Below are 24,231 nucleotides of genomic sequence, written 5' to 3'. Positions count from 1 at the left end.
CCCCGTTTGCCGCTTAATGTTTTGATTTTAACCATCCTTCGATTACTTCTTCGCTAATCCAAAAGGTCAGGCTTCCTCTTTTGTTTCAGCCCTGCGTTATACTCTGACCAGTTGCGGATCTCATATTTCTCTGTCATCTTTCGGGGTCTCATCTCCTGCTTAATACTTAATTTACCTTCTAACCCCCTTTTTATGCAACAACGCCCCTTAGCGGTAAAAAGTTTGATATCTGTTTATTCTTAGCCCTGAGGCAGTTTAACCCAATGTATACAGTTTTAGAAGCGATCGCCACTGCCAATCCTCCCTATAAACTCACCCAGTCTGAAGCCGCAGACTTTATGTTAAAAACCGAAAGCTTATCTGCTGCGATTAGAAAAAGAATTCCCTCCATCTATGCAAATTCAGGAATCGACTATCGCTATAGCTGTCTCGCCGACTATGGCGGCAATCTGCCAGAATTTGAACTCTATCCCCAAAATTGGGAACTCTCGCCCGCACCGACCACCTTCAGCCGCAATCAAAAATATATACTTTACGCCCCTAAAATCGCTTTGCAAGCTGCCCAACAAGCGATCGCCGAAGCAGACAATCTGCAACCCGAAGACATTACTCATTTAATCGTCGTTAGTTGTACGGGCTTTTCCGCTCCTGGTATCGATATTCATTTGATGAAACAACTGGGGCTTAGGGCAACGATTTCCCGAACGATGATTGGATTTATGGGTTGTCATGCTGCCTTTAATGGGTTGAAGACTGCCGACGCTATTTGTCAGAGTGATTACAAGGCAAAAGTTCTCTTGGTTTGTGTGGAGCTATGTTCGTTACATTTTCAAGTCGCGGACACCCTAGAAAACACAATTATCAATGCCATCTTTGCCGATGGAGCGGCGGCGGCAATTCTCTCTTCCCATCCTTTTGCGGAGGCTGAAGGCAAGCTTGCCTATACCGATGGCTATAGTTTCTTGATCGATAATACGGAGGAGTTAATGAATTGGACGATTGGTGATACGGGCTTTTTGATGGGATTATCGCCTAGGGTTCCCGATATCGTTGCCGATTATTTGCCCAACTATCTGCAAAACTTTTTAGATCCGCACCATCTCACTCTAAACGATCTCGATTTTTGGGCGATTCATCCTGGGGGAAGGAAAATTATTGAAAAGATTCAGGCAGGCTTTGGCTTAAGCGATGCTATGGTGAGCGATTCCTACGAGATTTTACGTCGTTATGGGAATATGAGTTCGCCCACGGTGCTATTTATTTTAAAAAAGATTTTAGAAAGAAATCGGGCGGGAATTAATGCGCCGTTACAGAATGGGATTGGTTTAGCCTTTGGTCCTGGACTATCGATTGAAGGATGTCTATTTCAGCTAGTCTAAAGAAGTACTATAGCTATATTCACTTACAGCAATTACCGATCAAACGAACCACAAGGAAATTTTTGAAAGCGTTGCTTCGCAACGCTTTCAAAAATTTCCTTGGTTTGGGTTTGAGCGCAAAGCGCTGTAAGTCAGGACATCAAACCCAATAGAGAGTTGCGGCGCGAAGCGCCGCAACTCTCTATTGGGTTTGATGTTTGTCCTAACATTACTGACTATAGCTATAATATCAATTCCCAAAATGGCAACGCCATTTTGGGAATCTCAAAACCTTACGGGCTTTGCTTTTTAATTCATTGAAGTATTGGCTCACTTTAGTGAATTGGTATAATCTAGAGATGAGTATAGGCGGTGCAAAGCAATGCCTATACTCATAGGAACTAATAGGAGCAGATATGCCTTCATTCCAAATTCGCACCGATCGCGATGAATTAATGGATGATTTCACCATAAAGGATGAGCGTCTTACCGATGCGTTGGAACAACTTCGCCCGATCAATCAGCTCCTTGGTGGTTATGGAACGACAATGGCAGTTCTCGCTCCATTTCTACGATCGCAATCGCAATCGCGACCAAATCAAACAATTCGCATCCTTGATTTAGGCACGGGGATTGGTGATTTCCCTGAATATATCGTGCGTTGGGCGGCGGCGCAGTTCCCTGCGATCGCTGTTGAAGTTGTGGCGATCGATGCCAATCCTGTGACCGTAGATTATGCCCGCGCCGCTCTCGCCAAGCGAATGCCGCCCCAACTCCAAGCCAAAATCAAGGTAGAAGTAGCGGATGCTTTAGCGTTGCCCTATGCCGATCGCGAGTTTGATGTGGCGATCGCGGCGATGTTTTTACACCATTTTGCCCATGACAATGCCGTCCAAATTGTGCGATCGATGCAGCGTGTATCCAAGCAAGGGATTCTCATCAACGATCTCCATCGTCATCCCCTTGCCTATTATGGGATTTATGCGCTGACAAGGATTTTACCTGCGGCTCCCATGGTTCGCAATGATGCTCCACTGTCGGTATTACGGGGATTCAAATTCCCTGAATTAATAAATATTGCCGAATCCGCAGGCTTGAGTAATTTTTCTCTCAAGTGGCGCTATGCCTTCCGTTGGGTATTACATACTGTGAAGTTGTAAGTAATACCAATTCACGAAAGTGTGACAACACTTTTGTGAATTACCGCAATTATCGATCAAACGAACCACAAGGGAATTTTTGAAAGCGTTGCAAAGCAACGCTTTCAAAAATTCCCTTGGTTTAGGTTTGAGTGCAATGCGCTGTAAAAACTACACCTAGTAAGGGTTTTCAAATTAAGAAATGGCGTAGCCATTTCTTAATTTGGTATAAGTGGGCTTAATTAAATGGAAAACCCTAAAACCTGCGGCGCACGCTGCGCGTGCGCCGCAGGTTTTAGGGCTTTAATTATGCTGAGGTATTTAACGAAGTAATAGCAAATAGCTTAACGTTCCATTAAGGCAATGTTAACTTATCTGTTAGACTAAATACTCAGATTAAAATCATGTTTACCCCATTTAATTAATGAGAAATAATTACATCTTCATTGACTATGAAAATGTTCAAAATATAGATTTAACTTTTCTAAAAGAGAAAAGCTTTTATATCAAAATATTTATCGGTACAAACCAAACCAAAATCCCTATTGATTTAGTTTTAAAATCTCAAGCATTAGGCAATCAAGTCGAATGGATTCAAATTAATGGCAACGGCAAAAATGCTCTTGACTTCCATATTGCTTTTGAATTAGGAAAATTAGTCGAAAAAGAAGCAAAATCATTTTTTCATATAATTTCTAAAGACACGGGATATGATCCTTTGATTAGCTATATGAAATCACAAAAAATATTTTGTAAGCGTAGTGAAGATATTGTATCACTCATAAAATCTCTACAAACAGGCTTACAATCGGTTGTACCTCCTCAAACAAACTCATCAACCGATCAAATACCCACACAAACCGATCTCGAATCGCGATCACTAAACAAGCAGATCGATCAACGTGACAATCAATATGATCAAGTAGTTAAAAGGCTTTCTTTAGTCGATAAAGTCAAACGACCAAAATCAGAAGCATCCTTAAAAAATCATATCAAATCGCAGTTAGGACTAAAAGAGCAGACACCTATAGTAAATAAAATTTACCAGCAATTAATCAGCACAAAAAAAATATCTTTAGATCGATCAAATAAAATCACTTACAATTTTTAATAAAAGGTTTACTTAGTATATAAAACCCTAAAGATGAGTGGCGGCGCGAAGCGCCGCCACTCATCTTTAGGGTTTTGATTCGTCCTCACTATCTCTTACGTTGCTATAGTCGATTAACAGGAAAACCCGACTGGAGGATGACAATTTTTATTTAACCTGATGTCACGATTAGGCGATCGGCAACAGAAATCTTTACAATGCAGAAACTTATCCCAACCCCTTGACCTTATACCATAGTATAAGGTCTAAGCTTGTAACTGTTGGATGGAAAAACAAGGATGCAAATGCTGCAAGTTGGAGAAGTTTCTCGCAAACTAGGACTAAATCCCCAGACACTATATTTCTATGAGCGTATCGGTCTCATTCCCTCACCTCATCGGACAGAATCTGGCTATCGTTTATTTAGCCAAGAAGATATAGATCGCTTAGCCTTCATCACCCACACCAAATCGATGGGACTGAGTTTGGATGACATCAGGGAAATTTTGACCGCTAAGGATGGGAAATCGGCAACTTGTCAAACAGTACATGATTGCCTCCTCAAAAAAGCAAGATCCATCGAAGAAACCATTCAGCAACTGCAAATATTGCTTGACGAACTATTGCCACTGATCGATCACTGTCATAGCAATATTGAATGCAGCGACTGCTCTAATGCGAAACAACCCTGCTCAGTACCCGAAGATCCTCGTTACGAGTTCCATCAAGCCTGTAGTACTTGGCAAGGATTTACGAAGAAACCTCTAGAATCTTCAGTTTCTGAGCGCATTTCCGCAGTAGATACAGAGAGAACACCCGTCAGCGTTCGTTAAGGGCAAGTTCGTTACTAGTTGATTACTAGTTCATTACCAATTTGTTAAAGGAATACTTGAGAAGTCATAGCTTCTGAATTACAGCAATTATCGATCAAACGAACCACAAGGAAATTTTTGAAAGCGTTGCTTCGCAACGCTTTCAAAAATTTCCTTGGTTTGGGTTTGAGCGCAATGCGCTATAGGACAAAAACAAAACCCAAAATAGAGCTGCGGCGCGTAGCGCCGTAACTCTATTTTGGGTTTTAGGTCTTAACTACCATGGCTATAGCTATAACGCTAGGCAATGTAAATAAGCAATATAAAACACTAGGAGATTCCTTCAGGTTATCAAATATGCAATTCGATCAATATCCCCGCCGCCGATTTTCGCGCCGTCAATTAATGCAGTATGCTGGGCTGTCGGGCATGGGATTGTTTTTAGGAAGTTGTGGTGCTTCTAATTCCACTTCTATTTTTAAACCACTCCATCCGCAGACGGCAAACGTAAGGGCTTTATTCGAGCCGCTCAATCAAGGTATTGAAGAGTTAATTTTTCAAGCCAAAAATCCCGCACCCGAATATCCTGTCAGCGCGATCGAGCCTAATGCTTTGCTAATTAATTCCTTCGATACGACTCCCGTGATCGATCCGCATTCCTTTAAATTGATAATCGATGGAGCTGTGAATAATCCCCTACAATTGAACATGAATGATGTGCGATCGCTACCTTTAATTTCGATGGTAATTCGTCATGTTTGCGTGGAGGGCTGGGCGGCGATCGTGCAGTGGGGAGGGGTGCGCCTGTACGATCTCGCTAAGCTAGTACAGCCCAAAGCAGGGGCGCGTTATGTCTATTTTGAATCGGCGGATAGTTACTATGAAAGTTGGGATATTGCCTCAGCTTTGCATCCTCAAACTATCCTTGCCTATCAGAAAAATGGTAGCGATATTCCCGTTGAAAATGGTGCGCCTCTCCGTTTAGCTTCCCCGATCAAACTCGGTTATAAGCAATCAAAATGGGTAACGCGAGTTACTTTCACCAATGAACTTCGCAAACGTCGGGGTTATTGGGTAGATGAAGGCTATGAGTGGTTTGCAGGGCTATAAATTTGAGAAGATATTACAATTGAGACGCAGCCGATCGTAACTTATCAAATTCATCGTTTAGCGGCAGGTAAAATAAGACTATGCTAGAAATCTTTAACGTATCTAGACATCACACCAATAGCGCGATCGCCAAAGCTGTAAAATCTTTGAGTCAATACGGAATTAGTTCGGTAGTGCAGGATCGCTTTATTGATTTTTTGCAAAATCAAGACGAGCGTTTTCTCTTTCATGTCAATCCGCACCTAATTGCCGATCGGTTGCAACTTGCAGAACGTGAAGCTTTAAATCTTTTAGTAGTCGCATTAAAGGAAGGAATAGTTTCTCTTAATTGGGATATTCAATGTCCAAAATGTCTGAGAGTTGATTTAGCACTAGAGAAATTGGGGGATATTAAGACTACACATACCTGTCCCTGTCTCGACTGCCGCCATACCCATGAATCGGATGCAGATCGACAGGTGCGAGTTGCTTTTAGTATTGATAATCGATTGCGATCGCTCTCACCAGAAGCGAACGATCCCGCATTTCGCGATCGAATCGATGCCCATTATGGAGTTGTCTCAGGACATCGTCTCTTAACTTTACAGATGTTTCGCGAACTATTTCCCCGCGAGACTATCCCCCCCAATGAGAGTTTATTGATTCGGCAGGTTACCATTCTATTTACCGATCTGGCTGGTTCCACATCTCTCTATAATGAAAAGGGCGATCCCCAAGCCTATAGCCTTGTCCGCCAGCATTTTAACTTTCTCTTTGCCATCGTTGACGAACATAATGGAGCGGTAATTAAAACTATCGGTGATGCCATCATGGCAACATTTACTTCCTCCGATGATGGAGTTAAAGCAGCGATCGCCATGCAAGCCAAAATGAGGGATTTCAATCGAAGTTTTGCATCTGAAAATCAACAGTTAATTCTTAAAGTGGGCGTACATACGGGACCTTGTATCTGTGTTAATCTCAACGATCGCTCCGATTACTTTGGGACGACGGTGAACACTGCGGCAAGGGTTCAAGGTTTGAGCAAAGGAAATGATATTGTTTTTACCGCATCTTCGCGAAGTCAATCTTTTGCGATCGAGGATATAGATGGTTATATTTACGAAGAGAGTTCAGTTATTTTAAAAGGATTGAGCGATCCGATATCAGTTTTGCGGATGATTGCTAAGTAGCTAAAAGCCTTTGCTGCCCTTATTGAGGGCAGCAAAGCCCCTAATTTTATACGCTAACTTTCTGGTTCGCTATTAATTTCGATATCGAGGGTGTCTTCGTCAATTTCAATATACAAAATATTGGGCTGACAGCAAACTTGACAATCTTCCACATACGACTGTTGCATTCCTCCACTAAAATCAACAAATGTCGTATTAGTCTCTCCACAAAAAGCGCAGGTGTATTCAGCAGTATCTTGCATAGTTCAAAATTTGATTCTATTGTAAGTGATTCGCTGCATAATTTGCATATTTCTCAAAGTCCCCAGAGCGATCGCCCCTAACCAAATATCACCAAACAGCGATCGCCTACTTCCTATCAAAAAATCATTCACCCAAATTGACCAAAGATAATTTGACACAATTTCTAACGCCTTGACTATCTTGCTCCGATAACTTCCCAATGACAACCAAGTTAGCTGATGGGGGCAATGTCACAATAAAACTACGGAAAACGGATGGAACTCTCAGTCCTGATATTTGCCAATCTTGAAGTATGTAATCCGTGACACCTAAATTTTTTGTCTGTGAGGTGATAAGCCCAACAATTACATCAGGTCGATTTGCATGATATATATCTGAAGATAAGACGACTGCTGGGCGGCGCTTGATACCAGCAACAGCAGGAAAATCGACAGTTACTACATCACCAGATTTCACTTTCACTCGGGTATTTCCTCTTCTTCGGGAAAAGCAGTCGTCGCATATTGCATAGAAAAAGCAGTTAAGTCTAGTTGATCCTGCTCTGTCCAAGTGTCGCTATCATCAATAACTGTAGCTTCTTGTTTGACTAAGCCGTTAAGAATCAGTGTAGCTAACTGTAGTCTCTCAGTTGGTGGAAGATTTGAAATAACCTGTGTATAGATTTCCTGAACAGCTTTTGGCATAAGACATTTTTAATGACAGGATGTTAAATTACAAGACTACATACATTCTAATCTGCGATCGCATTAAACATAATTTTTCAAAAATGATCGCCCCTAATCAAGTATCAACAAGCGATCGCCTATTCATCGCCCCACCACAAAGCGATCGCCCCCAATCAAATATCACCAAACAGCGATCGCCCCTAATCAAAATCAATAAACAGCGATTGCCTATTCATCTATCCACAACAAAGCGATCACCCTAATCAAAAACTACCAACCAGCGATCGCCCCTAACCAAATATCAACAACCAGCAATCGCCTATTCATCTCCCCAACATAGAGCGATCAAGCCAACCAAACATAGCAACTAAATTGAGAGCGAACTGACTCCCATTCACTAAAAACATCACAATGTTGTTTGTTACGATGCACCTGCATCTAGTAACAATTATACTATTTCGGGGAGATTCTGCTGAATTGCTAGCTGCAAAGCGTTAGTACACTTGACTTGCCCAACAAAAAGGCTTTTAGGGTCGGGTTGAGAAATCATATTGACATTGGCATTCGATGCAATCAAAAACTTAACTAGTTCTATATTATTACGCTGAACTGCCATCATTAATGGTGTTGTTCCATGATGGGAATCTAGACAATTCACATCTGCTCCAGCATTAATTAGCATCTTGGAGATCTCCAAAACCCTTTCCTCAATATCAGCCAACTTTTCCGCTAATCCATGACTAGAAAGCATTTTATTCAGCTTTTCAGCATACAATAAAGAAATTAGTGGCGTGTATTCGTGCATTCCCGTTTTGTTGACATTTGCCCCTGCCGCTATCAAAACCCTAACAATTTCAACATTTGCGCGTTTGCAGGCTACTGTTAAGGGTGTATCTTCTTGATAATCTCTAGTATTTACGTTACAACCAGCTTCAATTAGAAGTTGTACGATCTCAGGTGTACTCTTTTGGGCAGCCTCTACCAAAAGACGAAAACCTGTCCCAAATTTAACACTTGCACCTCTCTCAAGAAGCAACCGTAGGATGTCGGCATAACCTTTTTGAACGGCTTTAGTAACGCAAGCCAGTCCTGGACTAGCATTGTTCCAATTTGGATCAGCGCCTGCATCAAGCAACATTTTTACAATATTGATAAAGCCTTTATCAATTGCTGTTTCCAGTGCATCAAATGTGAAAAACATTTCGATTTTTGCATGAACATCGGCTCCTGCTTCAATCAGTGCCTTGACCACAGTTTCTTTTCCTACCGATACTGCGCTATAAAGTAAAGTAGGCTGGTCTTTTCTCCTAATTTTTGCGCTTTCAGCTTCAACTAACTGGCGAAAGAATTCGGTATCTCCTGATTCAGCAGCCAAAGATAAGCTCTCAAAAACTGAATCATCTGGTTCAAGAGTATCTCCAAAAGCTACTTTGAAGATACTGTCAATTACCTCAATAAAGTTACTCATCGTCATCTGGATCGTGAATTTTCTCTTTTGTTTCTAATTCCATTTCTATCGTTAACCAGTCTGCCCGCGTAATAGTACCGAGAGAAGACTTCAGGACAGCTAGACTAGGTTGCTGATCGTCACCAACGGCATAGGCAGCAGGTAAATAAATTCCTAGCTCACGGAAAAAAGCATCGACAAACTGGACTCTAGGCTGCTTACTAGCATCATATTCAGCATCTGGATCGTAGTCTTCTTCTACTTCTTCATCCCAATCATTGAATTTTATATCTGGCTTTTCTCTTGATTTTGACTCAAAATATAATTCATCGTCAGCTTGTTCAAAATACTCTAGGCGATCGCCATTCTCAAACCACTCGTATCTTAATGCTGCCGAAGTATCTTCTTCCATTAGCATAAGTGACGTGGTTGCTAGTTCTGCCGAGAGATCCTTTGCCTCATCGGGCGCATCATCAATTTCAGCACCATAAGAACGTAAAATTACTGTCCATTCCGAGTTCTTTACAGCGATAAAAGGAATAGAGTATGAGACCTCTTCTTCATCTTCACTAGACTCCTTCACCAAGATATTCTCACACCTGTGAATACTTAGCTTTGTTACTGGACGATCTTCACTTCTCATTGAGCTATAATTACTACGTCGTCTCGTTTTGCGATTCTTTGAGATATTGATGAATGCTTGGATTGTTTCTTCAAGAGGGGCTTTGACAGCTATGAGGGTATACTCATCCATACCTTGGTTAAAGAAATCAATTGTGCCTAGCTTTAAATTTTCAGTCATGACACTCCACCACCATTTGTTAAGTTAAATATTTGTGTCTATTTCTTGGTTGTAATACTATCTTGAGATCGCCCATTCTTCATATTTAAATCAATAATTTTTTGTAATTTTTGTAATATAGTTACACAAAATTATTTGGTAGTATGAGTAAGCAGCATCACCAGAAAGTAACTTGTCATCTTCTACTTCTTGCATCAACTTAGCCAGACCAAAGTTTTCCAAAATTTCAGCTTAAAAATTTGATTAACTTCTTGTTTATTTTGACAATTTTGGATTAACTCCTTCACGACAAAACCTGAAATACTGGGCAATTCCGATAAAGTGGTAAACCATGTGATCGCAGGTTGATAGCCTCTCAAAACATCGATCAGAATATCAGTATCTAAAACATACATAAAATCACTTTATAAATGTTGGCGATGTTCTGATGCATGGCGAATTTGGCAAGCATATTCTTGACTATCCTTAATCTCAGGACGCGAGTTAATTAGTCCTTCACTTTGCCAATAACTCACTAAGTCCGATCCAGTTCTAAGCTGACCATCTAAAAACTTTCTCACAGACAAAAGTTGCAGGATATATTCTGGTAAGGACAAACTAACTTTTCCTGCTTCTACAGATAGCTCTTGTTCCAATTCTTGAGGTAAGTCTAAAGAAATTGCCATAATATTGACTAGTTATAGTTAATTAGAATCTGAAATGTTTTCCTACGGAAAAATTCGATATATTTCGCGGCGATGCGCTACTCTCTGACAAATTATTTGCTTGAGTGAAGCATCTACAGAAATACCAATCCTGTAATCACCAACACGAATTTTATACTTGTCAGGATACCCCTTCATCTTTTCGATGTAACCGAGATTAAACGGATTCTCTGATTTTAGCTCCCGAAAAATGATGTTTTCAATTTGTCCTTGCACATTATCTGGAAGCTGAGCAAGCTCTTTCAGAAAGCGCTTAGTGTAATCAACTCTCCACATTTTGCAATTTCAATGATTGGTAGTACGAGTAAGCCTCATCACCAGAAAGTAACTCATCGTCATCTACTTCCTGCATCAACTTAGCCAAACCAAAATTTTCTAGAATTTCTTCGATTTGGTTATATATGGCTATGGGAATCTGCACCGCAAGGGGACGATGCTGCTCATCAAAAACATATTGTTTTGGGATATCAAGCATTAATTTATCGTAAGTTTTTATGATTTTATATCACTTGATATCTAGTATAACAAAACAAAAAAGCCCCGCATTGCGGGGCTTTTTTGTTTGTTAGAGCTTAGTAACGAGCGCTGTTAGGCTTGTGTACGATGAAGCTTTGGACTTGGCACTGCTTGATGTTGTCGAAAGCAACAACGCGGATAAAGCTACCAGGATAGCTAGAGCGGCAAGCTTGAACTTCGCTCAAAACTTCTTGAGGAGTTCTGGCGTTGAACAAGGGCAACTTCCAAAGAGTCCAGTAGTGGATAGCAGGATCGGAATCTTCGTTAAATTCGATCGCAGGATAGAAACCTTGCTTCAAGGTGTACTCGATTTGACGAGTGATTTGAGCATCGCTCAAAGGTGGAAGGTAAGAAAGAGTTTCGTAACGACGCTCTTTAGGTAAAGTTTGCATTATTTCCTCGCGATTGAAATTAAATTGCTATTGATTTGATTGAGGGGAAGAGCGATCGCCATCAGCATCTGAGTCTGTGGCAACTTCTGGAGGAAATTCGAGAATATCTACCGAACTAACTTCTAGATTTTGATCTGTATCAGAAACTAAATTCTCGCATTCCGAATATCCTTCAGAAGCCTGAACGCTCATGATGCGCTCAAAATGCCGACGACGAAGCTGCATATTTGATTGTTGGATGCCAGTCCGAGTCATCTCTGGTAGAAATTCTAAAATTTCATTCGCCAGATGCTCCCGCACCGTCATTACCCGAAAAGCCATTTCTTGGTGAACCTCAAAGAGGTCTTTAATGTAAAGCTCGCCATTCTGGAGTCTTTCGCGCGTCGAGAACTGATTAAACCAGAGAGCCTTTAACTTATCGGTCTCCTCCAATTGCTCGGCAATAGTCTTGACAGCCTCGAAGGTCAAAAAATTGATCAACATATTGGCTGTGGACTTAGTACTGCGCTTAATATCCATAGGCTGACTTTACCAAGATTTCTTAATATAGTGTTTCGCGTTGCGAAACACTATATTAAGGGAGCTAATCGATTAGAGAGTATCCATTGCTTCAAACTCGAACTTGATTTCCTTCCAAAGTTCAAGAGCAGCATTCAATTCAGGAGACCAACGACCAGCTTCACGAAGAATGTCGCCACCTTCACGCATCATGTCGCGACCTTCGTTACGGGCTTGGATACAAGCTTCAAGAGCAACGCGGTTAGCGGTTGCACCAGGAGCAGCACCCCATGGGTGACCCAAAGTACCACCACCGAACTGCAAGCAAGAATCATCGCCGAAGATTTCCACGAGAGCAGGCATGTGCCATACGTGGATACCACCCGAAGCAACGGGAAGTACGCCAGGCATAGAAGCCCAGTCTTGAGTGAAGTAGATACCGCGATCGCGATCTAGTTCGATGTGGTCTTCACGCATGAGGTCAACAAAGCCCATGGTGATGCCCTTTTCGCCTTCGAGCTTACCAACAACGGTTCCAGAGTGGAGGTGATCACCACCAGACATGCGGAGACATTTTGCCAAAACGCGGAAGTGAATCCCGTGAGTTTTTTGACGGTCGATAACAGCGTGCATAGCGCGGTGAATGTGCAAGAGCAAGCCATTTTCGCGGCAGTACTTAGCAAGAGAGGTGTTAGCTGTGAAACCACCAGTCAAGAAGTCATGCATGATGATCGGTGTGCCAATTTCCTTAGCGAAGGCTGCACGCTCCATCATTTGCTCGGAGGTAGGAGCAGTGACGTTGAGGTAGTGACCCTTGATTTCGCCAGTTTCAGCTTGAGCTTTTTCGATTGCTTCTTGTACGAACAGGAAGCGATCGCGCCAGCGCATGAAAGGCTGAGAGTTAATGTTTTCGTCGTCTTTGGTGAAGTCCAAACCACCGCGCAAACATTCGTATACCGCACGACCGTAGTTCTTAGCAGATAGACCTAATTTTGGCTTGATGGTACAACCCAACAGAGGACGACCATACTTGTTCAACTTGTCGCGCTCAACTTGGATACCGTGAGGAGGTCCTTGGAATGTCTTCAAGTAGGCGATGGGTACGCGAATGTCTTCTAGACGAAGGGCGCGAAGAGCCTTGAAACCAAATACGTTACCAACCAATGAGGTGAGCAAGTTGGTTACAGAACCTTCCTCGAACAAGTCCAGAGGATAGGCGATGTAAGCGATATATTGATTGTCTTCGTTAGGTACTGGCTCGACATCATAGCAACGACCTTTGTAGCGATCGAGGTCGGTTAGCAAGTCTGTCCATACAGTTGTCCAAGTCCCTGTAGAAGATTCAGCAGCTACCGCAGCAGCAGCTTCTTCAGGAGGTACGCCTGGTTGAGGCACGAAACGGAAAGCAGCGAGAAGGTCAGTATCTCTGGGAGTATAGTCGGGGGTATAGTACTTTAGTTTATAGTCCTGAACACCTGCATCGTACCCAGCCTTGGCTTTAGACTGTGTTTTTGAGTAAGACATTAATATCTCCTTACTAGATTTAAATGAAAATCGACGAACCACACTAGGCGGCAAAAAAGCGCGGTAAAAAAGCGCGGCAAAAAAACTCAAGAGTCAGAGTCAATAGTCAAATCGAAAATTATAGAAAGATTAAAAATCTATTAAAATCTAATTAGCCCTTTGAGATCTGCTTCTTTGTTGGAATAATTTTTTGCTTTATATAAGTTAATCCTATCAGGAATTCTTCGTGTGAAGTCCTTGAGCGATGTCTTTAATTTAAACATAAAGTGCGTATCCACATTTACTTTTTTTACAAAAAAATTTTTGAAGCCTACTGTTTTTAACGCCAAATTTATATAAAAAATTGATATAGCCCTAATAAGCTAGATATATCCTCTGACCATTGTTTTAGAAATGTATATGTCAATCTAGATACTCAAACCCTTTATTTATAGGGATGAGAGGATCTTGATATGCCTGTGTTTGTATTAAGAAAAACGAACATATATCGATCTAGTTTTCCAATCCCTTGATACATTCCAACCTAAAAACTAATATGAATGGTCAGTAATCCTAATAAGATTAAAACAAGATTAGAAATTCTAATGTCTCGTATACAAATACAAAATCAATCGATTTCGATCCTACTTTGTTGTTAAGTTGCCTATTGATTTGCCTAGAGTATTTCTACTCATTGCTGTTGTTCCCTTCGAGGCAGGTGTATTTTGTGACCTATTTCTTTAGGTAGTTTGCTTCGTGAGCCAGGCTAACAGGACTAGCTCAAGGGTTTGGTTGTTTTTGTGGATCTCTTGCTTGACCCATTGGGCGATCGCGTCAATTGCCGAGAAGTTAGAACCTGCTTGCCATTTCACGTCAATGCCCATAGAGGTGAGGTGCGTACCTTCGAGAGTTTGGAGAAGGACGGTTTTTGGAAATTTCTGCTGAAGTAACTGGGCAAGGGTGGAGATTTCGTCAATGTCATCATCAACAAATTTAACTAATAAATTTTGGGTGGTTTGGTAATTGGCGGTAACTATTTGCTCAGTTTCCTTAGGGCTGGGGGTAAACTCCATCGACGACATTTCGGGGATGGTGTTGGCTAGGTTTTTAAAGAAAGGAATTGAGCGATCGGCACTGTAGTTGTTATAGGCGATGTAGATATTGCCAGCACGGGTGGGTTTGTAAAGGCTATTAATTAATAGATGGATTTTGCAGCCCATACTGTGACCCATACCAAACACGGGGAAATAATCGAGAAATAGTTTGCTACGGGCTTTGCGAAAGGAGTTATGGACTTCGCGAGCAATTTGACGATGATCAAACGTGTTGTTAAGGAAGGGAGTAGCGACGATCGCATAGTTATTTTGGGCGAGCTGTTCTAATACTCGGCTATAGGCAACATGGGGCGCAGCCGCAAAAAATGCGCCACCCAAAAAGTGAATTACGCCCTTGGGTTTCTGAGGGGTCAGCACCCAATTTTCTTCGATCTGCTTCCACTCCATTGGTTTCGTCACTATTTACATTTCTTCATATCTATTTATTATAAAGCCAAGCATTGAAACCTATCAAAGGCAGACTTATACCAATTCCAATTCCAAAAATGGCGTTGCCATTTTTGGAATCTTAAAACCTTATAATTAAAATCCAGATCTAAAGCCTGCGGCGCACGCGCAGCGAGCGCCGCAGGTTTTAGGGTTTTATATTTAATTAGGCTCACCTTTATTCGCGATTGGGTTTGTCGGTAGCTTTGTTAAGCAGCCAGAGTGATGTGACTAAGCCTACGAAATGGGCAAAGATAATGTTGAAACTTACCTGAATAATTTGAAAGTCAAGCGGCTGAATGACGGAGTTAAAGCTGCCAGCTCCTGGTATTAATGCTTGCCCTTGTCCTGCTCTTAGGGTTAAAGCACCGATAATCGCAAAGGCTCCCAGTAAGGTTACCAACATACCGAGCAGATTAATAATCAAGCCGATTTTGATTTGAAATACGGTTTGGCTTTTGGTTGGGCGATCGGGCGATCGCAGCTTTTTTGCCATTTGCGTATAACGATAATTCCAGAAAATACTCGCGCCCAATACTGCCACACCGACCCAAGCAAAGCTCAGTCCTGGAAGTGTCGCGGGACTGGTATCTAATCCCGTTGGGCTAACTGGCTGACCTGCCCTAGGAAACAAAAAAAGTTGGAGTAAGACAACCGATGAAACTACGCACAATACAACCTGCGTCCAGAAAGCAGCCCAGCCACAGCGTCGAAATGCTAAAACAACGCGCAATACGTTGGGCGAAACGTCACTATTATCTTCTTTACTGGCGTTTTTTAATTCTCTGGGCATGATTGTCTAGTAGAGCGATGGTGCATTATGGCTGAATTTAGCATATCCTATGGCTTGATATAGCGGGTTTTATTTTGTCGCAGACAAAATTGGTCGCCTAAGAAGTGCGTGCCAATTTTTTGGGTTTACAGGGGTTTATATTTAATTGCAGATTGCTACTGATATCGTCGTGATTGAGTAAGTAGTTCGGCATAATTAAAAACTAAAACCAAAGAGCATACCGCCCGCGCAGCGGGCGGTATGCTCTTCTAGGTTTTAAGTTTACTTATGCCTAGCTACTTATAAAGAATCAGCGAGCTAAGACACCGCAGATATGTAGATATTTAGATAAGCCCTAGTCTATCTATGAAACCAATTAAGTCAAAGCGCCGAAAAATAATGATCGCCATTATCGCAATGGTTGTTTTGTTGATATCGAGCATTATTCCGATTAAACTCGCGATCGCCTATGCCCAAGCCCCTAAGCCCCAAGCGATTTTGATATTAGGTGGTGGTCGCGGTAGGGAAGAGTTTGCCGCTAAGTTTGCTAAGGATTATCCCAACTTAGATCTGTGGCTCTCGACAGGTATTAATGATGAAGATGCGGAAGTAGTTTTTCAGAATGCAGGAATTTCTGAGCAGAGGGTGCATCTAGATCGGCGAGCCACTGATACGGTCACCAATTTTACGACCTTAGTCGATGACTTTAACAATCTTCAAATTCAGCATACTTATCTTATTACTGGAGATTTTCATATGTCTCGTGCGAGGGCGATCGCTGCATTTGTATTCGGTAGCCGCAGCATTTTTACAACGCCGATCACCGTACCCACCAAAAATCCACGCGAATCTTGGCTGAGGACATTGCGCGATTGCGGACGCTCGATCCTATGGATTGCCACGGGGCAGACAGGCGCAGCTCCTAGGCCTGAAGAAGATGAAGATACATAAAGATAATAATTAGAAGATAATATTAAGGTTTAACAATAAGAGTTAACAATACTTAGAAACATCTTCGCCCTTATCGGCAAGATAACTTAGCGATCGAAAACGCAATCCTACCAACTGATCGTAGAGAGGATTAATTTCGCACATGGCAGGAATATGCATAATCTTCTTGCCAAACAGGACAATATCTCGTTCAAAGGGGCATTGAGCGGGAACAATCTTGCAGATTAAATTGGCAAGGCGCGAATCGTGAATATCCATGTGATCGAGCCACTCTTTGACTGGCTCAAGGACGCTAGGATGGTGTTCTTCGTGATGGGAAGCGGCTTCGAGATTTTGGCGCAGGTCGTTGATCGCTTTGACTTCTTGTTTTAGGGCTTCGCAAAATCCTTGAATGACGAGATCTTCTGTATTTGTGTACTTGCCATCGGCAAGAGCCATCATAACTGCCATGCGGAGAAAGTTTTGTCCAACTTCGCGATCGCTACCTAACGCATCGGCTAAATCCTGAGCGTTAATAGGCTCAAAATTATGGATCGTGACCTCCTCACCCCATTCCTCGCTATGGCTGATTTGCTCGAAAAGGGTGCGCTCTTGCTCACTGTAATCATTGTCTGCGAGAGCAACACTCATGAGTCCTCGCAACCAAGCTGAAATCTGTTCTTGTGTATAGGGATTAGGTTTAGTTTGCATAACAAGTCAGTCTACAGGTTGCTAAAATCATAGGCTGCTTTGTCTTGAATTTTGACTGTTACGGTATTAAGGAATGTTTAATAAATACATCAGGACAAAACAAAAAGTTTGTGATGCTCATACAGTAAGTATTACAGGCTTTTTAAGTTTGTTTATTCTTTTATTCTTAAGTAGCTAAGCACAAATAAACTTAAAATCCAAAATCAGAGAGCGTACCGCCCGCTAAGCGGGCGGTACGTTCTTCTAGGTTTTAAGTTTACTTATGCTTAGCTACTTAGGTTTAATTTTTAATTCACAAAAGTGTGACAACACTTTTGTGAATTGGTATAAGGGCGATTGAGCAGTTAAGAATAAGTAAAATCACAAGGTATAAATATGAAAAGTCAATCGATTCTCATTGGGGCAATTGCCGCGATCGCTACTCTAGGGAGTTCCTTCTCTGCGCAAGCTGACAGCCGTAAAGCCTACTGTCAGTACTTCCCAAATAGCTCCCAAACAGCTAAGGTTTCGATGCCCTGTATTTTTTCGATGCGTCAAGGTGCTATTACAGTTAAATGGGAAGATGGCGTAAGCGACTCCTTTAAGCCTATTCCCGAACGTCCTTTCGTCTATACCGACGAGCGGGGTGGATTGGTGTACCAACAATGGGGAGAGAAAGATATGAATGGAATTAGAGCGAGAATTTTAAAAATGGAGAATGGAGCGATTTATATCTGGGGAAGCTGATATTCTGTAAGGCTAAAGCCTATGCTCTATAGCGGCTTTTATCTTGCTATACGCCAAAAGATGAGTGGCGGCGCTTAGCGCCGCCACTCATCTTTTGAAGAAAAAATTAACGCTGACGAATGGGAATTTGAACTTCCCGCCTTTTTAACGGTGCAGGTGTATAGGGTGAATCATAGAGAAACTCTCGCGGCTCTCCTGCGATTTCATATTCTGGATGGTTGGCTAGCCATTGCTTCAGCTTGGCAAGGTGTCCATGATAACTCTCATAGTCATAGGCTCCTTGCAATCCTAAACTTACAACGAGCATGGGCGGACGATCTTCAACCTGTACGTCTTGAGATATTTTTTGCGGATTGATTGTCGTATTGTTGTACAGGAATGAAACTTTGGCTTTGCCCTGTTGAATTGGTTGCTCGATCGCGTCGATCGGATAGCGGGCTTCCACAGGCGCAGTCATAGAGATGTTGTTGCTACTGATATGACGAAATAAGGGATTAAAGGCATACCTAGTAGCTTCGCCAAGGTTGCCTTCATAGGTATAGGTGCCAGCGCGATAGGCGGGATATTGTTTGACTTCGATCGTATTATGGGCAGTTGGTGCGGGAAATCCTACAGGCAAAGGAGCGGACATAGCTTTTTTTACAGCAAATAATGCAAGGGGAATTGAGAGCGCACCAAAAACAATCAGTAAGGTCGAAAATTTCATATTTCCATTGTATCGTTTCTCATTAAGTAGTTCGGCATAATTAAAAACCAAAAACAGAGAGCATACCGCCCGCTACGCGGGCGGTATGCTCTTCTAGGTTTTAAGTTTACTTATGCCAAGCTAATTAGCTTGGTCTAATTAGCTTGGTTTGCGATCGCCATAATGCTTAAGACAAGCTTGATGATTTAGCGCTAGAATCTAAAACAACTTGGATATCGCGCTGAATGAGGCGCAAATTTCAAAAACATATAAAATTTGCATGAAAAATTCTTGGGCGATCGCGATAATTGCTTTGTCTTACTTCGGTATCAGCACCGCAGCCTATGGTGATGCCAAAATTTCACGACGGGCGAGCGAGCTAGAAATCGATCGCCAAGTGATCGATAGCAGTCCAGTATTAAGACGCTGGCTGGACAATCCCCCCGACCTTTTAGAAGATATTTATAGAATCCCCAGCTTTAACACAAAACTCAACATTGGTTTGACATCCCGCAATAATTCCCTAGGGGTGAATGCTGGGGTTGAAGATTTATTTGTGGGGCATTCCCCTTTGACGATCGGCGGAAGCTATCAGACTGAGTTTAGCGGTCGCGAAAGTGAGCTTCAGGCAAATATTCGCTACTATATGCTGCCATTGGGTTCCTATTGGAACCTTGCCCCGATTGTCGGTTATCGTCAGTTCAATCAACTAGATCGTCCTCAAATTTCGGGGCTAGATGTGGGTTTACAAGGGGTTTTAGTCCTGTCACCCCATAGTTCGGATTTGCGGCTCAGCCATGTCTTTACTTCCCCCAATGGCAATTTGGAAATGAGCACCACTACACTATCGACGAGTTATGCGATTACTAATAATTTACGTTTGGGTACCAAAATTGAATGGCGGCGATCGCCCTTAATCTATGACAGTCGTGTGGGCTTTTCATTAGAACTGGCGCTCTAGGATTATTGCAATTTCGCTACGGGGTAGTCAGTTAGCAACTGGCGTTGGTTAATTAGATCGATCGCCGTGATTAGTAATTCGCGTTTGGCACTAATGCTAAATAAAACTTTTAGGCGATCGCAATCGGGTTGTCCTAGGGGATCGAGCATAGCGATCGCTTGGGGTATTCCCTCTCCACTCGCATCGGTCTGGAGGGGTTGAAAGGTTTCTTTTGCCTTTGGCTCAAATTGCATAATTAGGCGATCGCCCTCAAAACTAACCTCGGCTCCACCGAGGGGACGGCTTTCCAATTCTCCAATCGTTAGCGCAATTTCGGTCTGATTGGGTTGAGTGGCTCGGAGCACTAACTCGACGGGGCGACGGGTGGGATAGACTTGACCACCCCGAAATAAAGGTTGATATTTCCATTGCGAGGTTCCCCGATCCCAATATCGAATTGCATAGGAATGGAAAAGATAATCTTGTAAGCTTACGCCTTGGCTGAGTCTTAACGCACCATGGGCGATCGCTTCAAAGGGTTTATGACTGTATACCTTTCCCATTTTAAAATAGTCTTCCACAAACAACCGTACCGATGGAATTAACGTGCAACCACCAACTAAAAGAATGGTTTTAATATCCCCCTTCAAGATGCCCTTATTAAAAGCGCGATTGATTAACTCATCGATCGCCAATTGTAGAACTCGGTAAAAGCCTTTGCTTTGTAGCAATTGCTCTAATTGCTTCCGCGTATAGGTAATCTCGGTCGTGGATTGGGTTGTGATATCAAAAAAGATTTCCGAAGCAGTTTCGCTTTCCGATAGTTGGATTTTAATTCTTTCCATTAAGAATTTCAGCATACTCAGGTTAGTTTCCTTGCCTTCCGCATCGGACTCATGGCTGTCTAGATAGTCTTGCATTAACCATTGATCGATATCTTCTCCACCAATCGTATATCCAGTTTTGGCGATCGTATCCGCCTGATATTCAGTCCATAGAGGGCGATCTCTCCCAACCTGTTCCCCCCATTTGCTGATATTTTCACTCTGAGGCAGGCGGACTAGAGCCAAGTCTAATGTGCCACCGCCAAAATCAATCGCTAACACTAAAGAGCCTGCTGCGCTCGCTTCATAGCCAAGGGCGGCCGCTGTCGGTTCATCGATAACCCGAATTCGTGGTGCAGTTAATGTGGGGAGATTGGGGGCAAATATGCTAGCACCTGATTCCTCAAGCCAACGTAAATATTTTTCGTAAGCTTGTACTGGTGCTGTGAGGATGATTTCGGATGGAAAAATCTGTTGCGATCGCAATTCTTCAGATAATTTGCGTAAAAATTGACTCCCCAACCATTCGGGCGTAATTTTAATACCATCAATTTTAGGTACGTAATTTACATTCGCCACCAACCGTCGCTTGATTTGGTTAAATAGTCTAGGTTGGGCGCAGTCTTTTCCGCGATCGATTACCCTTTGTCCGATTTCCACAAGTTCTAAGTCGGCATTCTGAACATATACCAGTGAAGGAATGAGGCAATCTAAAGGGAAAGGACGGCTGAAATTTTCAAAGTTAATGTTTTCAGGACGATCAGTGGCAATATTCCATCGCGCAATCACGGTGTTACTACTCCCAAAGTCAATAGCGATCGCATTCATGCCTTATCTTTCTCACTTCCAAGTATTTATTGCTAAGTATTTCAGCATAGTTAAGTAGCTAGGCATAAGTAAACTTAAAACTTAGAAGAGCATACCGCCCGCGCAGCGGGCGGTATGCTCTCTGGTTTTGGTTTTTAATTATGCCGAACTACTTAAAAGCTGATATCTTCATATAGATCGACAAATTTTCCTTCAAGTTTGATGCTTGATAATTGAAAAATTTTTTGAATGCTAGAATATGTCTCCAAAAACCAACGCCCTTCTTCTTTACGAAAACAATCGATGCGTTGATGCTTTGTGCTGATTAAAACATATTCTTCGAGGCTCTCTATTTGTTGATAATCAGCAAATTTATCGCCTCTATCAAATCCTTCGGTAGATTTGGACAGAACTTCAATGATTAGTTTTGGAAAACTTTTGTGATCTGGAGTTTGCGTATCTCTAAGATCACAAGTTACCATAACATCTGGGTAATAAAAGCGATTTAATGAATCTATTCGCGCTTTCATGTCAGAAATATAAACACGACAGCCCAATCCTCTTAAATGGCTGCGAATCATAGTAAAAATATTACTGGCGATCGTAACGTGAGGATCGTTTGCACCAGCCATTGCATAAACATATCCATCGATATATTCATGTTTAATCTCGCTTTTGTCTTCCATTTCGAGATATTTGTCTGGAGTTATGTAATTAAATTTTGGAGTCGCAATCATAATTTACCTCATGAAATGGGAGGGAGGATAGAAGTTAAAGCGATCGCAAAATCAGGAAATGATAGGAGCGAAGCTTGGCTGGGTTCAGAAAGAATTAGATGTTCGGTGTAGCCTATAGGTATTGGTTTACGAAAGATATGCAGTTGACGTTTTTGGGGAGCCAGTACCCAGTAGTCAGCGATACCAGCCTTGGCATAGAGTTTATCTTTGATTTCATAATCCTGTTTTAGGGTGGAGTCGGCAACTTCTACGACGAGATAAATTCGCTCAGGACTTGGATGTTGTTCAGCATAATCTAAAACTGTTCCTCGGACGATCGCTAAATCTGGTTCTGGTTCTGAGAAATCATCTAAATGAATAGGATCTTGGGTGCGAACTAATGCTGAAGTGCCGAGGCGATCGCGCAAAACATTAGCAAGTAAATGTAATGATGTGACGTGGGGCGTTCCTTTGGCTGTCATTATCGTGATTTGTCCAGCAATTAGTTCTGTTTTTTCGCCACTGAGAAGCCCCAACTCACTCATGCGATGATAATCCTGTACTGTCCAACGCTTGAGATTTTTGGGTTCTAAAGTGATTACTGCTTGGGGGATGCTTGCAAGAGTCATGATCTTAGACAGTCAGTAATATTTGACATCTCCTATTTTATACCTTTAGTTAGTAGCGATCGCCAAAAAGCTCTTGTAACACTTGCTCTACTTCAGCCACAAAAGCCTTTGCTTGTTCTAAGATTTTTTCTGCTTCTGCTAATGTGCCAGTAAAGTCTGCATCGTAGTCGCTCAATTGTCTTAGCTCATAAGCATTTCCTAGGATTTTTGACCATGATGATGACAATTGACCCGTTTTCACAAAATGCTGACTAAATAGGGCTTACTGAAAAAGAGACTAAGCGGAAAGTGGTAGGTAAAGAGGAAGAGGGTAACACTTTGACTGTCTACTAGGAAATAACCAAGAAAGAGAACTAAAGGTAAAGAGTTGTTTCCCAGAAGGAAGAACCAAGAGTTGCCAGCAAAACATAAGCAAAGAAAAACAGAAAAAAACAAGCCGCTTGAGCAGCGATTCCAAATTCATCACCAAGAAAGTGATAGCGATCGCGGTTTCCGAAGTATGAGCCAATTTCGTCATGACGCAGTCTAAACGAAAGCGACGCTTAGCCTGCCCAAACTTGCCTTCAATTTGATTGCGAATCTTAGCATCTTCAAGAGATTGCTTACGAACAGCCGCCCCATCATCCGCCACAGGTCTACCCAAAGGCGGAGCCGTGATGCGAATACCGAGATTTCGGCAATAAGCACGATTGCGGCGATGACGATAAATCTGGTCAACATAAACTGATTCGGGATAATGACCAAAACGAGTTTTGAACAATTCTACCTGAGTCGGCAGATCTCCCGATTCGTTGAAGTTATCCCAACTGAGATGGTCGAGAAATACCTTGCCATCAACACAACTAACCGAGAGTTTGGCTCCAAACTCTACAGGTGTTCCCGCCTTGCCTCTGACAATGGGACGCACATGGGGTTGCGTGAGACTAACGATGCGGTCGTCAATACGATGACAGCGTTGGTCGTACATCCATTGTTGTTGCCGAAATACTTCACTGACTACCAACAAACTCCGATAAAGATGCTGACTCAACTCTGATAGTAATGCGCCTGCGGATACCAAAGAATCAATATGTCCAAGATTTCGACGCACATATCCCAATTGCTGCCGAATTGCTTTGCGTAGCTTTTTACGGTTGGGTTGGCGTTGTTTGGTGATGACTAGATAGGCTGTCCTTGCTTGAAGACGATAGGTGCGGGGTTTCTTTGGAAACTGTGCTTTCACTTGTTCGTAAAGAGCATCAATGATCTTTTCAGTTTGTACTCTTGCTTGATTCAATAGGTTGATGTCAGTAGGATAACGAATATCGGCTGGCGCGACAGTGGCATCAAGCAGCAATTTGCCTTGGTTCGGTGGTTCTTTGTCTTCTTCTTGACTCTGTTCGTCTTCTTTCTCTTTTTGTTTCGATTCTATTGGATGTTTTACAATCTGTTCGTTGATTCTACCGATGATCTCTAGATTCAATCGTTTGCGAAAGTGCACCATCATGCTGGCTTCAAAT

Annotated in this window: 31 protein-coding genes and 1 pseudogene; 10 read left to right on the top strand and 22 right to left on the bottom strand. The window is 42.3% G+C overall.

Annotated elements, in window-relative coordinates:
* The first annotated feature begins 263 nt into the window (after window positions 1-263).
* From PSE7429_RS09530 to PSE7429_RS23490, 6 genes are all read left to right on the top strand, one after another.
* Entirely contained in the window at window positions 264-1,379 is a 1,116-nt protein-coding gene (locus PSE7429_RS09530) for a type III polyketide synthase (RefSeq protein WP_009626938.1), read from the top strand.
* A gap of 395 nt (window positions 1,380-1,774) precedes the next feature.
* Complete coding sequence (locus PSE7429_RS09525; RefSeq protein WP_009626937.1) at window positions 1,775-2,518, top strand: methyltransferase domain-containing protein; 744 nt, start codon at window positions 1,775-1,777, stop codon at window positions 2,516-2,518.
* A 403-nt stretch (window positions 2,519-2,921) separates the two neighbouring features.
* Window positions 2,922-3,608: a PIN domain-containing protein gene (locus PSE7429_RS23495; RefSeq protein WP_009626936.1), complete on the top strand. Its 687-nt coding sequence runs from the start codon at window positions 2,922-2,924 to the stop codon at window positions 3,606-3,608.
* A 284-nt stretch (window positions 3,609-3,892) separates the two neighbouring features.
* Window positions 3,893-4,420: a heavy metal-responsive transcriptional regulator gene (locus PSE7429_RS09515; RefSeq protein ID WP_009626935.1), complete on the top strand. Its 528-nt coding sequence runs from the start codon at window positions 3,893-3,895 to the stop codon at window positions 4,418-4,420.
* A 336-nt stretch (window positions 4,421-4,756) separates the two neighbouring features.
* Entirely contained in the window at window positions 4,757-5,509 is a 753-nt protein-coding gene (locus tag PSE7429_RS09510) for a molybdopterin-dependent oxidoreductase (RefSeq protein ID WP_009626934.1), read from the top strand.
* An 80-nt stretch (window positions 5,510-5,589) separates the two neighbouring features.
* A complete protein-coding gene (locus PSE7429_RS23490) occupies window positions 5,590-6,681 on the top strand; it encodes an adenylate/guanylate cyclase domain-containing protein (RefSeq protein ID WP_009626933.1) in 1,092 nt (363 codons plus the stop codon).
* A 53-nt stretch (window positions 6,682-6,734) separates the two neighbouring features.
* Here the strand turns inward: PSE7429_RS23490 and PSE7429_RS09500 are convergent, their stop codons facing one another.
* The 3 genes from PSE7429_RS09500 to PSE7429_RS09490 form a co-directional block, all read right to left on the bottom strand.
* On the bottom strand, window positions 6,735-6,923 hold the full coding sequence (locus tag PSE7429_RS09500; protein WP_009626932.1) for a CPXCG motif-containing cysteine-rich protein: 189 nt from the start codon (window positions 6,921-6,923) through the stop codon (window positions 6,735-6,737).
* Between the two features lie 124 nt (window positions 6,924-7,047).
* Window positions 7,048-7,386, bottom strand: a complete 339-nt coding sequence (locus PSE7429_RS09495) for a type II toxin-antitoxin system PemK/MazF family toxin (protein WP_009626931.1) — start codon at window positions 7,384-7,386, stop codon at window positions 7,048-7,050.
* Entirely contained in the window at window positions 7,383-7,607 is a 225-nt protein-coding gene (locus PSE7429_RS09490; RefSeq protein ID WP_009626930.1) for a hypothetical protein, read from the bottom strand. Before PSE7429_RS09490 ends, PSE7429_RS09495 begins: the two co-directional genes overlap by 4 nt.
* A 20-nt stretch (window positions 7,608-7,627) precedes the next feature.
* Here PSE7429_RS09490 and PSE7429_RS09485 point away from each other — a divergent pair, with 20 nt between their 5' ends.
* A complete protein-coding gene (locus tag PSE7429_RS09485; protein ID WP_040688005.1) occupies window positions 7,628-7,852 on the top strand; it encodes a hypothetical protein in 225 nt (74 codons plus the stop codon).
* Between the two features lie 185 nt (window positions 7,853-8,037).
* Here PSE7429_RS09485 and PSE7429_RS09480 read toward each other — a convergent pair whose 3' ends face one another.
* From PSE7429_RS09480 to PSE7429_RS09430, 12 genes are all read right to left on the bottom strand, one after another.
* Window positions 8,038-9,057 carry an ankyrin repeat domain-containing protein gene (locus tag PSE7429_RS09480; RefSeq protein WP_009626929.1) on the bottom strand — a complete coding sequence of 340 codons (1,020 nt, stop codon included), beginning with the start codon at window positions 9,055-9,057 and terminating at the stop codon, window positions 8,038-8,040.
* Window positions 9,050-9,838 carry a hypothetical protein gene (locus PSE7429_RS09475; RefSeq protein WP_009626928.1) on the bottom strand — a complete coding sequence of 263 codons (789 nt, stop codon included), beginning with the start codon at window positions 9,836-9,838 and terminating at the stop codon, window positions 9,050-9,052. The genes PSE7429_RS09480 and PSE7429_RS09475 overlap by 8 nt, the downstream gene beginning before the upstream one ends.
* Window positions 9,839-9,928: 90 nt before the next feature.
* Window positions 9,929-10,033: a hypothetical protein gene (locus PSE7429_RS26280; RefSeq protein WP_233424327.1), complete on the bottom strand. Its 105-nt coding sequence runs from the start codon at window positions 10,031-10,033 to the stop codon at window positions 9,929-9,931.
* Entirely contained in the window at window positions 10,033-10,233 is a 201-nt protein-coding gene (locus PSE7429_RS09470) for a PIN domain-containing protein (RefSeq protein WP_009626926.1), read from the bottom strand. Before PSE7429_RS09470 ends, PSE7429_RS26280 begins: the two co-directional genes overlap by 1 nt.
* Before the next feature lie 9 nt (window positions 10,234-10,242).
* Entirely contained in the window at window positions 10,243-10,503 is a 261-nt protein-coding gene (locus PSE7429_RS09465; protein ID WP_009626925.1) for a hypothetical protein, read from the bottom strand.
* A 42-nt stretch (window positions 10,504-10,545) separates the two neighbouring features.
* Window positions 10,546-10,818, bottom strand: a complete 273-nt coding sequence (locus tag PSE7429_RS09460) for a type II toxin-antitoxin system RelE family toxin (protein WP_009626924.1) — start codon at window positions 10,816-10,818, stop codon at window positions 10,546-10,548.
* Window positions 10,805-11,017 carry a hypothetical protein gene (locus PSE7429_RS09455; RefSeq protein ID WP_009626923.1) on the bottom strand — a complete coding sequence of 71 codons (213 nt, stop codon included), beginning with the start codon at window positions 11,015-11,017 and terminating at the stop codon, window positions 10,805-10,807. Before PSE7429_RS09455 ends, PSE7429_RS09460 begins: the two co-directional genes overlap by 14 nt.
* Window positions 11,018-11,114: 97 nt before the next feature.
* Window positions 11,115-11,450: a ribulose bisphosphate carboxylase small subunit gene (locus PSE7429_RS09450; RefSeq protein ID WP_009626922.1), complete on the bottom strand. Its 336-nt coding sequence runs from the start codon at window positions 11,448-11,450 to the stop codon at window positions 11,115-11,117.
* Between the two features lie 27 nt (window positions 11,451-11,477).
* A complete protein-coding gene (locus tag PSE7429_RS09445) occupies window positions 11,478-11,969 on the bottom strand; it encodes a chaperonin family protein RbcX (RefSeq protein ID WP_009626921.1) in 492 nt (163 codons plus the stop codon).
* Between the two features lie 72 nt (window positions 11,970-12,041).
* On the bottom strand, window positions 12,042-13,472 hold the full coding sequence (locus tag PSE7429_RS09440) for a form I ribulose bisphosphate carboxylase large subunit (RefSeq protein ID WP_009626920.1): 1,431 nt from the start codon (window positions 13,470-13,472) through the stop codon (window positions 12,042-12,044).
* Window positions 13,473-14,191: 719 nt separating this feature from the next.
* Window positions 14,192-14,953, bottom strand: a complete 762-nt coding sequence (locus PSE7429_RS09435; protein ID WP_009626919.1) for a DUF1350 family protein — start codon at window positions 14,951-14,953, stop codon at window positions 14,192-14,194.
* Between the two features lie 217 nt (window positions 14,954-15,170).
* Window positions 15,171-15,785, bottom strand: a complete 615-nt coding sequence (locus PSE7429_RS09430; RefSeq protein ID WP_009626918.1) for a DUF3611 family protein — start codon at window positions 15,783-15,785, stop codon at window positions 15,171-15,173.
* Between the two features lie 378 nt (window positions 15,786-16,163).
* Here PSE7429_RS09430 and PSE7429_RS09425 point away from each other — a divergent pair, with 378 nt between their 5' ends.
* Window positions 16,164-16,715, top strand: a complete 552-nt coding sequence (locus PSE7429_RS09425) for a YdcF family protein (protein WP_009626917.1) — start codon at window positions 16,164-16,166, stop codon at window positions 16,713-16,715.
* 42 nt (window positions 16,716-16,757) lie between these two features.
* Here the strand turns inward: PSE7429_RS09425 and PSE7429_RS09420 are convergent, their stop codons facing one another.
* Window positions 16,758-17,405: a Mo-dependent nitrogenase C-terminal domain-containing protein gene (locus PSE7429_RS09420; RefSeq protein WP_009626916.1), complete on the bottom strand. Its 648-nt coding sequence runs from the start codon at window positions 17,403-17,405 to the stop codon at window positions 16,758-16,760.
* Window positions 17,406-17,780: 375 nt separating this feature from the next.
* Here PSE7429_RS09420 and PSE7429_RS09415 point away from each other — a divergent pair, with 375 nt between their 5' ends.
* Window positions 17,781-18,131 (top strand): hypothetical protein, encoded by a 351-nt coding sequence (locus PSE7429_RS09415; RefSeq protein WP_009626915.1) that lies wholly within the window; start codon window positions 17,781-17,783, stop codon window positions 18,129-18,131.
* 106 nt (window positions 18,132-18,237) lie between these two features.
* Here PSE7429_RS09415 and PSE7429_RS09410 read toward each other — a convergent pair whose 3' ends face one another.
* On the bottom strand, window positions 18,238-18,837 hold the full coding sequence (locus PSE7429_RS09410) for a heme-binding protein (protein WP_009626914.1): 600 nt from the start codon (window positions 18,835-18,837) through the stop codon (window positions 18,238-18,240).
* A 259-nt stretch (window positions 18,838-19,096) separates the two neighbouring features.
* Between PSE7429_RS09410 and PSE7429_RS09405 the strand changes: the two genes are divergently transcribed.
* A complete protein-coding gene (locus tag PSE7429_RS09405; RefSeq protein ID WP_009626913.1) occupies window positions 19,097-19,777 on the top strand; it encodes a hypothetical protein in 681 nt (226 codons plus the stop codon).
* Between the two features lie 2 nt (window positions 19,778-19,779).
* Here the strand turns inward: PSE7429_RS09405 and PSE7429_RS09400 are convergent, their stop codons facing one another.
* The 5 genes and pseudogenes from PSE7429_RS09400 to PSE7429_RS09380 all read right to left on the bottom strand — a co-directional run.
* Complete coding sequence (locus tag PSE7429_RS09400) at window positions 19,780-21,408, bottom strand: Hsp70 family protein (protein ID WP_009626912.1); 1,629 nt, start codon at window positions 21,406-21,408, stop codon at window positions 19,780-19,782.
* Between the two features lie 152 nt (window positions 21,409-21,560).
* Window positions 21,561-22,124: a Uma2 family endonuclease gene (locus PSE7429_RS09395; RefSeq protein WP_009626911.1), complete on the bottom strand. Its 564-nt coding sequence runs from the start codon at window positions 22,122-22,124 to the stop codon at window positions 21,561-21,563.
* 8 nt (window positions 22,125-22,132) lie between these two features.
* Window positions 22,133-22,732, bottom strand: a complete 600-nt coding sequence (locus PSE7429_RS09390; RefSeq protein WP_009626910.1) for a Uma2 family endonuclease — start codon at window positions 22,730-22,732, stop codon at window positions 22,133-22,135.
* A gap of 49 nt (window positions 22,733-22,781) precedes the next feature.
* Window positions 22,782-22,979 (bottom strand): annotated as a pseudogene (locus PSE7429_RS09385) (hypothetical protein); the annotation flags it as partial.
* 30 nt (window positions 22,980-23,009) lie between these two features.
* Window positions 23,010-24,231: IS5 family transposase (locus PSE7429_RS09380; RefSeq protein ID WP_052017678.1), on the bottom strand; the 1,222-nt coding region annotated here is incomplete at its 5' end.

This window comes from Pseudanabaena biceps PCC 7429, from assembly GCF_000332215.1.
In the GTDB taxonomy this organism is placed as follows: domain Bacteria; phylum Cyanobacteriota; class Cyanobacteriia; order Pseudanabaenales; family Pseudanabaenaceae; genus Pseudanabaena; species Pseudanabaena biceps.
Note: the sequence above shows the minus strand (reverse complement) of the source record. Positions and strands in the feature narration are given on the sequence as shown.

Excerpts from the sequence above, each read along its gene's own strand:
- PSE7429_RS09490 (WP_009626930.1), bottom strand. The coding sequence starts at position 7,607 with ATGCCAAAAGCTGTTCAGGAAATCTATACACAGGTTATTTCAAATCTT.
- PSE7429_RS09405 (WP_009626913.1), top strand. The coding sequence starts at position 19,097 with ATGAAAAATTCTTGGGCGATCGCGATAATTGCTTTGTCTTACTTCGGT.
- PSE7429_RS09420 (WP_009626916.1), bottom strand. The coding sequence starts at position 17,405 with ATGCAAACTAAACCTAATCCCTATACACAAGAACAGATTTCAGCTTGG.
- PSE7429_RS09470 (WP_009626926.1), bottom strand. The coding sequence starts at position 10,233 with ATGTATGTTTTAGATACTGATATTCTGATCGATGTTTTGAGAGGCTAT.
- PSE7429_RS09460 (WP_009626924.1), bottom strand. The coding sequence starts at position 10,818 with ATGTGGAGAGTTGATTACACTAAGCGCTTTCTGAAAGAGCTTGCTCAG.
- PSE7429_RS09515 (WP_009626935.1), top strand. The coding sequence starts at position 3,893 with ATGCTGCAAGTTGGAGAAGTTTCTCGCAAACTAGGACTAAATCCCCAG.
- PSE7429_RS09500 (WP_009626932.1), bottom strand. The coding sequence starts at position 6,923 with ATGCAAGATACTGCTGAATACACCTGCGCTTTTTGTGGAGAGACTAAT.
- PSE7429_RS09395 (WP_009626911.1), bottom strand. The coding sequence starts at position 22,124 with ATGATTGCGACTCCAAAATTTAATTACATAACTCCAGACAAATATCTC.
- PSE7429_RS09485 (WP_040688005.1), top strand. The coding sequence starts at position 7,628 with ATGTTAAATTACAAGACTACATACATTCTAATCTGCGATCGCATTAAA.
- PSE7429_RS09455 (WP_009626923.1), bottom strand. The coding sequence starts at position 11,017 with ATGCTTGATATCCCAAAACAATATGTTTTTGATGAGCAGCATCGTCCC.
- PSE7429_RS09415 (WP_009626915.1), top strand. The coding sequence starts at position 17,781 with ATGAAAAGTCAATCGATTCTCATTGGGGCAATTGCCGCGATCGCTACT.
- PSE7429_RS09410 (WP_009626914.1), bottom strand. The coding sequence starts at position 18,837 with ATGAAATTTTCGACCTTACTGATTGTTTTTGGTGCGCTCTCAATTCCC.
- PSE7429_RS09440 (WP_009626920.1), bottom strand. The coding sequence starts at position 13,472 with ATGTCTTACTCAAAAACACAGTCTAAAGCCAAGGCTGGGTACGATGCA.
- PSE7429_RS09530 (WP_009626938.1), top strand. The coding sequence starts at position 264 with ATGTATACAGTTTTAGAAGCGATCGCCACTGCCAATCCTCCCTATAAA.
- PSE7429_RS26280 (WP_233424327.1), bottom strand. The coding sequence starts at position 10,033 with ATGCAAGAAGTAGAAGATGACAAGTTACTTTCTGGTGATGCTGCTTAC.
- PSE7429_RS09435 (WP_009626919.1), bottom strand. The coding sequence starts at position 14,953 with ATGGAGTGGAAGCAGATCGAAGAAAATTGGGTGCTGACCCCTCAGAAA.
- PSE7429_RS09450 (WP_009626922.1), bottom strand. The coding sequence starts at position 11,450 with ATGCAAACTTTACCTAAAGAGCGTCGTTACGAAACTCTTTCTTACCTT.
- PSE7429_RS09510 (WP_009626934.1), top strand. The coding sequence starts at position 4,757 with ATGCAATTCGATCAATATCCCCGCCGCCGATTTTCGCGCCGTCAATTA.
- PSE7429_RS09525 (WP_009626937.1), top strand. The coding sequence starts at position 1,775 with ATGCCTTCATTCCAAATTCGCACCGATCGCGATGAATTAATGGATGAT.
- PSE7429_RS23490 (WP_009626933.1), top strand. The coding sequence starts at position 5,590 with ATGCTAGAAATCTTTAACGTATCTAGACATCACACCAATAGCGCGATC.
- PSE7429_RS09465 (WP_009626925.1), bottom strand. The coding sequence starts at position 10,503 with ATGGCAATTTCTTTAGACTTACCTCAAGAATTGGAACAAGAGCTATCT.
- PSE7429_RS09390 (WP_009626910.1), bottom strand. The coding sequence starts at position 22,732 with ATGACTCTTGCAAGCATCCCCCAAGCAGTAATCACTTTAGAACCCAAA.
- PSE7429_RS09480 (WP_009626929.1), bottom strand. The coding sequence starts at position 9,057 with ATGAGTAACTTTATTGAGGTAATTGACAGTATCTTCAAAGTAGCTTTT.
- PSE7429_RS23495 (WP_009626936.1), top strand. The coding sequence starts at position 2,922 with ATGAGAAATAATTACATCTTCATTGACTATGAAAATGTTCAAAATATA.
- PSE7429_RS09430 (WP_009626918.1), bottom strand. The coding sequence starts at position 15,785 with ATGCCCAGAGAATTAAAAAACGCCAGTAAAGAAGATAATAGTGACGTT.
- PSE7429_RS09425 (WP_009626917.1), top strand. The coding sequence starts at position 16,164 with ATGATCGCCATTATCGCAATGGTTGTTTTGTTGATATCGAGCATTATT.
- PSE7429_RS09400 (WP_009626912.1), bottom strand. The coding sequence starts at position 21,408 with ATGAATGCGATCGCTATTGACTTTGGGAGTAGTAACACCGTGATTGCG.
- PSE7429_RS09475 (WP_009626928.1), bottom strand. The coding sequence starts at position 9,838 with ATGACTGAAAATTTAAAGCTAGGCACAATTGATTTCTTTAACCAAGGT.
- PSE7429_RS09445 (WP_009626921.1), bottom strand. The coding sequence starts at position 11,969 with ATGGATATTAAGCGCAGTACTAAGTCCACAGCCAATATGTTGATCAAT.